This is a genomic window from Pseudomonas sp. KBS0707 (assembly GCF_005937945.2).
In the GTDB taxonomy this organism is placed as follows: domain Bacteria; phylum Pseudomonadota; class Gammaproteobacteria; order Pseudomonadales; family Pseudomonadaceae; genus Aquipseudomonas; species Aquipseudomonas amygdali.
In genome coordinates, this window is sequence record NZ_CP041754.1 from 5,276,414 (window position 1) to 5,286,584 (window position 10,171).

Consider the following 10,171-nt stretch of genomic DNA (forward strand, 5'->3'; position numbering starts at 1 on the left):
GGGCGGTCGCTGAAAGCATAGCCTCAAGCACCAGACAATCTCGTATGCCTTGCGGTCAAACAGGTGTTTGAAACATACGTTTACGCCTAAACCTTGTCAATAGCGAAGCGCGCACCATTCGTCCACGCTGCTCCACAGACCGCGCAGACAAAGGCATCAGGCGCAGGAAAAACGTAAGCGCAAGTTTAGTAGGGGGGCGGAAGGTGTTACGGGGGCGATACAGGAGGGTGATGGCAGGCAATTCAGCAAACGACGCCGTGCAGGTGTGGCACGGCGTGGGCGTTACACGAAGCTTTAGAACACAGGATGTTAAGCGTAAGTGTCGATCAGAGTGCCAAGCGCTTCGTCGCTGGCCTTTTGAACCGCAACCCCGGCTTCGACCTGACTCTTACCGGCGTTGAGCTCGACAATATTGGCAGACAGGTCAGAACGCTGGCTGCGGTCGACGGAACGCAGGTTTTCGAGCTGAAAGTCGGAAGACTGGCTTCTGCCAGACACTTCGATATTGGAGCTGGCGATCTGGGTGGCCGCCTGATCCACACGACCTTGCCCGACCTGCATAGCGCTCAGGCCCGGATAAAGGGTGTTGTTCATGGTGATTTGCATAAGCCGATCCTCAGTTCAAAAAACGAACACGTGCCATTGAACCAGCATTTGCGCAGAAATACTCGACAAATAGACTAATGGCACTAGGCCGCATGATAGCCTGACTCTTGAAAAAACCAAAACAACGTTGCCTGTCAGCAAGATAGCGTCGCTGTCAGCGCAGTTGCCCTAATTCAAGGTATTGCGCCACATTTCCGGCGCTCGCCTCGTTCAATCGGGGCACGCGTCCAAGACAGGGTGCAGGCAGACGCTCGACCAGCGTGGCGAGGTTTTCCTCAAGCCGCGAGGTGTTTGCGTCTATGACGTTGGCCACCCAGCCTGCCAGGTGCAGACCGTCCCGGGCGATGGCTTCGGCAGTCAGCAGCGCATGATTGATACAGCCCAGACGCACGCCCACCACCAGAATGATCGGCAGATCCAGTGCAATGGCCAGATCAGACAGGTTGCTCTGCCCGGCCAAGGGCACGCGCCAGCCGCCTGCGCCTTCAATCAAGGTGAAGTCGGCCTGTTTATCCAGAATATGCTGCATCGGCTTCAGCAACGAGTCGACCGTCAACACGACACCTGCCTCGCACGCGGCCAGATGCGGCGCAATGGCCGGTTCGAAAGCCAGCGGATTGACTTCATCGTAATCCAGCTCGACAGAGCACTCGGCTTGTAACGCCAGCGCGTCGGAATTGCGTAGTCCCTGTGCAGTCACTACGCAACCGGATGCCACAGGCTTGCCCGCTGCGGTGCTCAAGCCCTTCAAGCGGGCGGCATGCAGCAAACCGGCAGCTACCGTGGTCTTGCCAGCATCGGTATCGGTTCCGGTGATGAAATAAGCAGCGCTCATCTCGGTAATCTTCCTTATGACGTGGAGCCGTCAGGCTTTTTCAAGCACCGCGTACACCACTTGATAGGTAGCGGGCAGACCGGCTTCCTGACGGAAGGCTTCGTAGGCCTGAACCATGCCCTTGATCCGCTCGCGTCCGGTCAGGCCACTGGGCCGCCCAGGGTTGAGGTTGTGCGCCCCGAGCGCTTTCAGCTCATGCGTCAGGCTGCGCACATCGGGGTAATGCAACACCTGCGGGCACACATCCAGGCTGCGCACCTGTAAACCGCTGGCAGCGCACAACTGACGATAATCATCCTCGTGACGAAAGCGGTTTACATGAACCTGGCCGTCGACTGCCTGCCAGCTGTCGCGCAACTCGTACAACGTGCCGACGCACAGGCTGGCGAAGGCAAACACACCGCTTGGTTGCAATACCCGGTGAGCCTCACGGAGCACCGCGGCGAAATCCGCACACCACTGCACAGCGAGGCTGGAGAAAATCAGCCCGCAACTCTGATCACGCAGTGGCAGGTGCTCGGCATCACCTGCCACAAAGTGCTGTGCACCGCCCAATGGCTGCGCATGGCGCAACATGCCTTCGGCGATATCCAGCGCGATGCCTTCGCTGCCACTGAAAACCTGATCCAGTGCCCGGCTGAAATAGCCAGTGCCGCTCCCCAGATCCAGCCAGCGAACCGGACTGAACTGCGCAGGCAGACGAGACAGCAGCTCGCTGCCGACGCTGCGCTGTAGTTCGGCCACGCTCTCATAGCTGCCCGCGGCCCGGGAAAAAGACGCGGCGACCTGTCGTTTGTCCGGCAGGACAGAGGGCGGTTTGGGCATAGAAAGATCAGTCATCGTCCAACTCGTGCAGAAAGGCGTGAATCGCAGCGGCTACTCCGTGGGGGTTTTCCACAAGGAATGCATGGCTGGCCTGTTCGATCAGACCGACCTCGACATCCGGCAACAAGGCCAGCAGATCACTTGCTGCTTCAGCCGGCACGAACGCATCAAGTCCGGCAAACAGGTGCAGTTGCGGGCCGCGATAGGTTTGCAGCGCGCCACGTGTATCGAGTTGCTGGAGTATCTTCAGGCCGTCGACCAAAGCGGTTTTGGAGCTGTGCGGCGCGCCAGCCTTGAGCAACCGGGCGAGACCGCGTGAGTCTTCTGCGCCTTGGGTGCATAACAGGCTGAAACGCTTGAGGGTCGCGTCATGGTCAGCGGAACAGCCGGCCAGAAACGCATCGAAATCCTGCGCGGGCATCGCATTCGGCCACGCGCCCTGGGTGACGAAACAGGCATTACTGGCCAGGGTCAGCAGCCCGCAGCAACCTTCGCCACGCCGTGCTGCCAGCTCGGCGGCGAGCATGCCGCCCAGCGACCAGCCGCCCAGCCAGGCGTTATCCGGCAGGTTGGCGTCCAGTTCGTCGAGCCAGTCAGGCAGGTCGCAGCTGTCGATATCCGGCAACGGCTCGATTTCGACCCGCAGGTGCCCGTCAAGCCCGCGCAACGCGGCGGCAAGCGGCTCCAGCGGCGAAACGCCCAAGCCCCAGCCCGGCAGTAGAATCAAACGATCACGCATGGACGGGCTCCGTGGATTCACTTGCATCCAGCAGCGGGTAGCACTGCTCCAGAGCCTCTAATAATAGCTGTACGTCGGCCTTGCTGTGTGCGGCAGACAACGTTACGCGCAATCGGGCACTGCCAGCAGGCACGGTCGGCGGACGAATCGCCGTCACCAGCAAGCCACGCTCACGTAGCAACTGCGACAGACGCAGAGCCCGTCCGGCATCGCCGATCAGGATTGGCTGGATCGGCGTAAAGCTGTCCATCAACTGCAGGCCGATCTGCTCGGCACCCTGACGAAACTGCTGGATCAGGCTCGCCAGATGCTCGCGACGCCAATGTTCGGTACGCAGCAATTGCAGGCTTTTCAAGGTCGCGCAGGCCAGCGCAGGTGGCTGGCTGGTGGTGTAAATGTAGGGCCGGGCGAACTGAATCAAGGTTTCGATCAGCTCTTCACTGCCGGCCACGAATGCTCCAGAGGTGCCGAACGATTTGCCGAGGGTGCCGACCAGTACCGGCACATCCTCCATGCTCAGGCCGAAGTGCTCGACGATTCCGGCACCGTTTGCACCCAGCGGCCCGAATCCGTGGGCGTCATCCACCATCAGCCAGGCACCCTTGGCCTTCGCAGCCTGCGCCAGCGCAGGCAAGTCAGCGATGTCACCATCCATGCTGAACACACCGTCAGTGACCACCAGCGTATCGCCCACGGATTTCTCCAGGTGGCTTGCCAGGCTGGTCACATCGTTGTGCAGATAGCGCGAGAACCGTGCGCCGCTGAGCAGACCGGCATCCAGCAGCGAGGCATGATTGAGGCGGTCTTCCAGCACCGTATCGCCCTGCCCGACCAAGGCTGTCACCGCGCCGAGGTTGGCCATGTAGCCATTGGAGAACAACAAGGCACGAGGACGACCGGTCAGCTCGGCCAGCGCTTCTTCCAGTTCGTGGTGCGGCGTGCTGTGGCCGATCACCAGATGCGACGCCCCGCCGCCCACGCCCCAACGCTCGGCACCTGCCTGCCAGGCGGCGATCACTTCCGGATGGTTGGCCAGGCCCATGTAATCGTTGTTGCAGAACGCCAGCAATGGCTGACCGTCGACAACCACCTGCGGGCCTTGCGGGCTTTGCAGCAAGGGGCGCTGACGGTAGAGATGTTCGGCGCGACGGGCGTCGAGGCGCGTGCGGAGATCGAAAGACATGCAGGCCCCGGTCCGAAAGATGGCAGTTCAAAACGGGCCGGAGCAGGCCGGCCCGTTCAAGGGGTCAGGCAGAGGCAGCGTCGTAGAACATCGAACTGCTTTGCTGTTCGACCAGCGCCTGTTCGATGGCAGCCTGATGCACTTCATCAGCATGGCCTTCGCCCGCTTCGGGCTTGATGCCCAGACGCGAGAACAACAGCATGTCCTTGTCGGCTTGCGGGTTGGCGGTGGTCAGCAGCTTGTCGCCATAGAAAATCGAGTTGGCACCGGCGAAGAAGGCCAGCGCCTGCATTTGCTCGTTCATCGCTTCGCGCCCGGCAGACAACCGCACGTGGGACTGCGGCATGAGAATCCGTGCCACCGCGAGCATGCGGATGAAGTCGAACGGGTCGACGTCTTCGGCGTTTTCCAGCGGCGTACCGGCAACCTTGACCAGCATGTTGATCGGCACCGACTCCGGGTGCTCCGGCAGGTTTGCCAGCTGGATCAGCAGCCCGGCGCGGTCATCGAGGGACTCGCCCATGCCCAGAATGCCGCCCGAGCAGATCTTCATCCCGGCATCGCGCACGTAGGCCAGGGTTTGCAGGCGCTCGCTGTAGGTCCGGGTGGTGATGATGCTGCCGTAGAACTCCGGCGAGGTGTCGAGGTTGTGGTTGTAGTAGTCCAGCCCGGCAGTGGCCAGCGCTTCGGTCTGCTCCTGATCGAGACGGCCGAGGGTCATGCAGGTTTCCATGCCCATGGCTTTCACGCCTTTGACCATCTCCAGCACGTAAGGCATGTCCTTGGCGGAAGGATGCTTCCAGGCCGCGCCCATGCAGAAACGGGTCGAACCAATGGCTTTGGCACGCGCTGCTTCCTCAAGCACCTTCTGCACTTCCAGCAGTTTTTCTTTCTCAAGACCGGTGTTGTAGTGACCGGACTGCGGACAGTACTTGCAGTCTTCCGGGCAAGCGCCTGTCTTGATCGACAGCAGCGTGGAAACCTGCACACGGTTGGCGTCGAAATGAGCGCGGTGCACCGTTTGCGCCTGAAACAGCAGGTCATTGAATGGCTGTACGAACAGCGCCCTGACCTCGGCTAAAGTCCAGTCGTGACGCAAAGTGTCGGTGGTGCTGGCGCTCATCGGGCGGCTCCTTGGTGTTTCTGGGCAATGCGCGAGGGCGTAAAGGCACCATGCGCTACACGGATGTCGGGCATATTTAAGGAAGAGCCATGCGCTGTCAACCCAACCGCCAATACGAGGTTTACATCTGGTTAAAAAACAAACAAAACTGTTTGTTATGCAATGAGCGCAGCGAGGTGCCAATGCCTGTCTGCGTGCCGTGCGAAGCCGAGCTGCCATGGCTGGGCAGCCAGTGCGACTGCTGTGCGCTGCCGTTACCCCTCTCCGGCATGAGCTGCGCGCAATGCTGCAAGCGCCCTCCCGGATTTGCTCAGGTGATCGCGCCGTGGCTGTACGACTTCCCGGTGGACAGCCTGATCACCCGTTTCAAACATAACGGTAAATGGCCGATGGGACGCCTGCTGGCCGAACTGTGCGGGCAGTTTCTGCAGCACCATTTCGAGGAAGACCTGCCACGTCCCGATTACCTGATTCCTGTTCCTCTCGCTAACAAGCGCCTGCGCCAGCGCGGCTATAATCAGGCGGCGATGCTGGCCGGGTGGCTGGGTAAACAGTTGCAGCTGCCCGTTGACGAACACCATGTGTTGCGCAGCCGGGAGACAGCAGCGCAACAAGGGCTGGACGCCAAGGCACGCAAACGCAACCTGCGCGACGCCTTCACCCTCGTTGATCCCGACTGGGTGCAGGGCAAGCACCTGGCGCTGGTGGACGACGTCCTGACCACCGGTTCGACGGCAGAGGTCATTGCGCGACTCCTGAACAAGGCCGGCGCGCGAAGAGTGGACGTGTACTGCCTGGCAAGAACGCCGAAGCCTGGGGATTGATTGGGCACTATGCTCAGGAACCTCAAAACACTCATCGCTCCCACGCTCCGCGTGGGAGCGCAGCCCTGGACGCTCCGCGTCCGGTTTTCGACGCCATGCGCGAGAGCGATCATACTGCCCTCTCCTACTCGACCGCCCCGGATTACCATGTCGCTACCCACCCCGCTGACGCAACACATGGTCCACCGCCCGCAACGTATCGCGTTGTTGTAGCACATTGCCGAACAGGGCTCGATCACCCGTGCCGCGAAAAGCGCAGGCCTGAGCTACAAGGCAGCATGGGACGCCATTGATGAGCTGAACAATCTGGCGCAAAAGCCGCTGGTAGAACGCAGTGTCGGCGGACGTGGCGGTGGCGGCGCAAAGCTGTCGGTAGAGGGCGAGCGAGTGCTGCGTCTTTATCAGCGGGTGCAGGCATTGCAGGCGCAGGTGCTGGAAGCGGCCGAAGACAGCAGCGACCTTGACCTGCTCAATCGTCTGACCTTGCGCACCAGCGCACGCAACCAGTTGCTGGGGCGGATCGTCAGCATCACCCGTCAGGGACACAACGATCAGGTTCGCCTGCAATTGGCTGGCGAGGTGTTCATCGAAGCACAGGTTACCCATGACAGCACCCTGCGTCTGGAGCTGGAAAACGGCACGGAGGTGGTTGCACTGATCAAGGCCGGTTGGCTGGAACTGCATGCAGACAACAGCGAAGAAACAAATGGAAACAATTGCCTGATCGGCCGAATCGATAACGTGACCGACGCTGAAGATGGCCCAAGCGAAGTACGCATCACACTCCCTGGCGGCCAGACGCTGTGCGCCATGGCGACACCTGAGCACCTGCATGCACAACAGCTGAAAAGCGGTGCAACGGTGCAGGCAAGATTTGCCGCTTCACTGGTGTTGCTGGGTATACCGATGTAAGCGTCGGCAAGTCATTACCACGACACAATTCCGTCATATGCGCGCACTAAGGTGGCTGCCATATTCGAGGGAGCCGTGATGATGAAACTATTAGAAGAAAATCAAACCACCGATCTGGAAAACCTGGTCGGCACAGACAAGGTCGGCCTCACCCGCCGGGGCTTCATTAGCGCAGGTGCCCTGTGCGGCGCAGCGATGTTTCTGGGTGGCAACCTGTTGAGCCGCACGGTTCTCGCGAACAGCATCAGCGCAGCGTCCGGCACACTGCTGGGCTTCCAGAGCATCCCTGCCGCCACTGCCGACAGCATCAGCCTGCCGCAAGGCTATACCTCATCCGTTCTGATCAGTTGGGGCCACCCTTTACAGGCAGGCGGCCCGGCTTTCGACCCGAGCGGCAAGGATACGGCCCAGGCTCAGGAAGTGCAGTTCGGCGACAACAACGACGGCATGTGCCTGTTCCCGATGCCAGGCCACAAGGATCGCGCACTGATGGCGATCAACAACGAATACACCAATTACCGCTACCTTTTCGATCACGGCAAAGAGCCGCAATCGGCTGAAGAAGTGCAAAAGGCACTGGCTGCAGAAGGCGTTTCCGTGATCGAAGTGCAACAGCACAATGGTAAATGGCAGTTCGTTCAGGACTCGCGCTACAACCGTCGCATTCACGGCAACACGCCGATCAGCCTGAGTGGTCCGGCAGCCGGACACGACTGGCTCAAAACGGATGCCGACAAGACCGGCACCCAGGCGCTCGGCACGTTTCAGAACTGCTCCAGCGGCCAGACGCCGTGGGGCACTTACCTGACCTGCGAAGAGAACTTCACTGATTGCTTCGGCAGCAGCAACGCCGAGCAAAAGTTCGACGCCGGCATGAAGCGCTATGGCGTGGTTGCTGCCAGCAAGGAGATCAACTGGCACCCGCACGACCCACGCTTCGACGTTGCGAAAAACCCCAATGAGGTCAATCGTCATGGCTGGGTGGTCGAGATCGATCCGTTCGACCCCAAGTCCACACCGGTCAAACGCACTGCACTCGGTCGCTTCAAGCATGAGAACGCGGCGTTCACCCAAACCAAGGGTGGCCGCGCCGTGGTGTACATGGGCGACGACGAGCGTGGCGAGTTCATCTACAAGTTCATCAGCCGCGACAAGATCGATCATCAGAACCCCAAAGCCAACCGTAACCTGCTCGACCACGGCACCTTGTACGTGGCGCAGTTCGATGCAGGCGACAGCAATCCGGATCATCCGAAAGGCAAGGGCCAGTGGGTCGAACTGACTCATGGCAAGAATGGCCTGGATGCGGCTGCCGGTTTCAACAATCAGGCAGAAGTGCTGATTCACGCGCGCCTGGCGGCCAGCGTTGTAAAAGCCACGCGCATGGACCGCCCGGAGTGGATCGTGGTCAGTCCCAAGGACGGTCAGGTCTATTGCACACTGACCAATAACGTCAAACGCGGCGAAGAGGGTCAGCCTGTAGGCGGGCCGAATCCGCGCGCCAAGAACCAGTACGGGCAGATCCTGCGCTGGAGCGAAGAAGGCAGCAATCCCTCGGCGATGACCTTCGACTGGGACCTGTTCGTGGTCGCGGGTAACCCGACGGTGCATGCCGGTACGCCGCAGGCCGGGTCGAGCAATATCAACGCGCAGAACATGTTCAACAGCCCCGACGGCTTGAGCTTTGATGAAGCCGGCAGACTGTGGATTCAGACCGATGGCGACTCCAGCAACAAGGGTGACTTCGCGGGCATGGGCAACAACCAGATGCTCTGCGCCGATCCTGCCACCGGCGAAATTCGTCGCTTTCTGGTCGGGCCGATTGGTTGCGAAATCACCGGCATCAGCTTTGCGCCGGACTACAAAACCATGTTCATCGGCATCCAGCATCCCGGTGAAAACGGTGGTTCCACGTTCCCCGAGCATTTGCCAAACGGCAAACCGCGTTCATCGGTGATGGTCATTACCCGCGAAGATGGCGGCGTTATCGGCGCCTGATCGGCAATCAGGAAGAGGACGCAGATCGCTCATCGTTATATAAAGATCTGCTATTGATTCTGGCCGGAGGCCGTGGGAGCGAACTTGTTCGCGAAGAGGGCTGTATGATCGTCGAAAATGCATCGACTGAAACACCGTCTTCGTGAGCAAGCTCACTCCCACAAGGATCTTTACTCCGCCTGATACTGCGCGTCGAGCCCCGCTTTCCGGGCTCATCAAGACTTGAGTATCACGCCGGGCGCAGAGCGTGGGAGCTATAGCTAATGAACAATCAATCAATCAACCCGTTCACATCGTAGAACGGGTATGGCCCTTCATAGCCGCCGAACACGGCGTTATGACTGACAAAACCCTGTTCCGAATGCCAGCGATGCAGCACGTAGCCTGCCGGCTCCAGGTTGAAATGGGCAGGCGCGGCTTCGTCGAGGTCCAGCACGATCTGGTGTGACGTGCCAGGGCAGATGCTTGCCACGCTGCCACCAAAACGCCGCTGCATGGGGCGATGCAAATGCCCGCACAATAAACGCTCCACTTGCGGATGCTGGGCAATCACACGCTCCAGCGCCGACGCGTTGCCGAAGGGTTCGCGGTCCATGTGCCCTATGCCGGTAATGAACGGCGGATGGTGCAGGATGATCACCGTCGGTACATAAGGACGACGTGACAGCTGCGCGTGCAACCAGTCCAACTGACAGTAATCCAGCCGCCCGCCATGCTCGCCGGGAATGGTCGTGTCCATGCCGATCAGACGTACCGGGTATTTCTCCACCACCCAGTCCAGAGGTCCGCTGGCCGACAATGGCAGGTACACCTGTTCGGCAAACGCAGCCAGCAGGTTGTGTCGATCGTCATGATTGCCGGGCACCAGATAGAACGGCATGTGCAGGCGTTCCAGCTCAGGCTTGAGCACGGCGTATTCGTCCTCACGCCCGAAGTCGACCAGATCACCACTGATCACCACGATGTCTGGGCGCTGCTTGCTGGCGTTGATGTGTTCGACTGCGCGGCGCAATGCACCCAGTGTATCGACCACGCCATAGGTCAGACGCCCGTCGGCTTTGAGGTGCAAGTCACTGATCTGGGCAATAAGAAACGGACGATTCAAAATAATCTCTCTACGGAAACG

General features: G+C 60.1%; 10 protein-coding genes. 3 read left to right on the forward strand and 7 right to left on the reverse strand.

Going from position 1 to position 10,171, the window contains the following annotated elements; translation table 11 throughout:
• Positions 1-309 precede the first annotated feature (309 nt).
• The 6 genes from FFH21_RS25280 to bioB form a co-directional block, all read right to left on the reverse strand.
• Positions 310-606 (reverse strand): hypothetical protein, encoded by a 297-nt coding sequence (locus FFH21_RS25280; protein WP_004654758.1) that lies wholly within the window; start codon positions 604-606, stop codon positions 310-312.
• A gap of 154 nt (positions 607-760) precedes the next feature.
• Positions 761-1,441, reverse strand: coding sequence for a dethiobiotin synthase (bioD, locus tag FFH21_RS25285; RefSeq protein ID WP_004654760.1), 681 nt, complete (start codon positions 1,439-1,441; stop codon positions 761-763).
• 30 nt (positions 1,442-1,471) lie between these two features.
• On the reverse strand, positions 1,472-2,281 hold the full coding sequence (gene bioC / locus FFH21_RS25290; protein WP_011169708.1) for a malonyl-ACP O-methyltransferase BioC: 810 nt from the start codon (positions 2,279-2,281) through the stop codon (positions 1,472-1,474).
• Positions 2,274-3,005 carry an alpha/beta fold hydrolase gene (locus tag FFH21_RS25295; RefSeq protein ID WP_004654764.1) on the reverse strand — a complete coding sequence of 244 codons (732 nt, stop codon included), beginning with the start codon at positions 3,003-3,005 and terminating at the stop codon, positions 2,274-2,276. The genes bioC and FFH21_RS25295 overlap by 8 nt, the downstream gene beginning before the upstream one ends.
• Positions 2,998-4,188 (reverse strand): 8-amino-7-oxononanoate synthase, encoded by a 1,191-nt coding sequence (gene bioF / locus FFH21_RS25300; protein WP_011169709.1) that lies wholly within the window; start codon positions 4,186-4,188, stop codon positions 2,998-3,000. The genes FFH21_RS25295 and bioF overlap by 8 nt, the downstream gene beginning before the upstream one ends.
• 64 nt (positions 4,189-4,252) lie before the next feature.
• Entirely contained in the window at positions 4,253-5,311 is a 1,059-nt protein-coding gene (gene bioB, locus FFH21_RS25305; RefSeq protein ID WP_011169710.1) for a biotin synthase BioB, read from the reverse strand.
• A gap of 89 nt (positions 5,312-5,400) precedes the next feature.
• On the opposite strand from bioB, the gene FFH21_RS25310 reads away from it, so the two are divergent.
• The 3 genes from FFH21_RS25310 to FFH21_RS25320 all read left to right on the forward strand — a co-directional run bounded on the left by FFH21_RS25310 (position 5,401) and on the right by FFH21_RS25320 (position 9,045).
• Positions 5,401-6,135: a ComF family protein gene (locus tag FFH21_RS25310; RefSeq protein ID WP_011169711.1), complete on the forward strand. Its 735-nt coding sequence runs from the start codon at positions 5,401-5,403 to the stop codon at positions 6,133-6,135.
• Between the two features lie 216 nt (positions 6,136-6,351).
• Complete coding sequence (locus FFH21_RS25315; protein WP_230383677.1) at positions 6,352-7,047, forward strand: TOBE domain-containing protein; 696 nt, start codon at positions 6,352-6,354, stop codon at positions 7,045-7,047.
• Between the two features lie 81 nt (positions 7,048-7,128).
• Positions 7,129-9,045 carry a PhoX family phosphatase gene (locus FFH21_RS25320; RefSeq protein WP_011169713.1) on the forward strand — a complete coding sequence of 639 codons (1,917 nt, stop codon included), beginning with the start codon at positions 7,129-7,131 and terminating at the stop codon, positions 9,043-9,045.
• A gap of 271 nt (positions 9,046-9,316) precedes the next feature.
• Here the strand turns inward: FFH21_RS25320 and FFH21_RS25330 are convergent, their stop codons facing one another.
• Positions 9,317-10,150 carry a phosphodiesterase gene (locus tag FFH21_RS25330; protein WP_011169714.1) on the reverse strand — a complete coding sequence of 278 codons (834 nt, stop codon included), beginning with the start codon at positions 10,148-10,150 and terminating at the stop codon, positions 9,317-9,319.
• Positions 10,151-10,171: the final 21 nt, after the last annotated feature.

Coding starts and splice junctions, on each gene's coding strand:
- FFH21_RS25280 (WP_004654758.1), bottom strand. CDS start 606: ATGCAAATCACCATGAACAACACCCTTTATCCGGGCCTGAGCGCTATG.
- bioB (WP_011169710.1), bottom strand. CDS start 5,311: ATGAGCGCCAGCACCACCGACACTTTGCGTCACGACTGGACTTTAGCC.
- FFH21_RS25295 (WP_004654764.1), bottom strand. CDS start 3,005: ATGCGTGATCGTTTGATTCTACTGCCGGGCTGGGGCTTGGGCGTTTCG.
- bioF (WP_011169709.1), bottom strand. CDS start 4,188: ATGTCTTTCGATCTCCGCACGCGCCTCGACGCCCGTCGCGCCGAACAT.
- FFH21_RS25320 (WP_011169713.1), top strand. CDS start 7,129: ATGAAACTATTAGAAGAAAATCAAACCACCGATCTGGAAAACCTGGTC.
- FFH21_RS25310 (WP_011169711.1), top strand. CDS start 5,401: ATGCGCTGTCAACCCAACCGCCAATACGAGGTTTACATCTGGTTAAAA.
- bioC (WP_011169708.1), bottom strand. CDS start 2,281: ATGACTGATCTTTCTATGCCCAAACCGCCCTCTGTCCTGCCGGACAAA.
- bioD (WP_004654760.1), bottom strand. CDS start 1,441: ATGAGCGCTGCTTATTTCATCACCGGAACCGATACCGATGCTGGCAAG.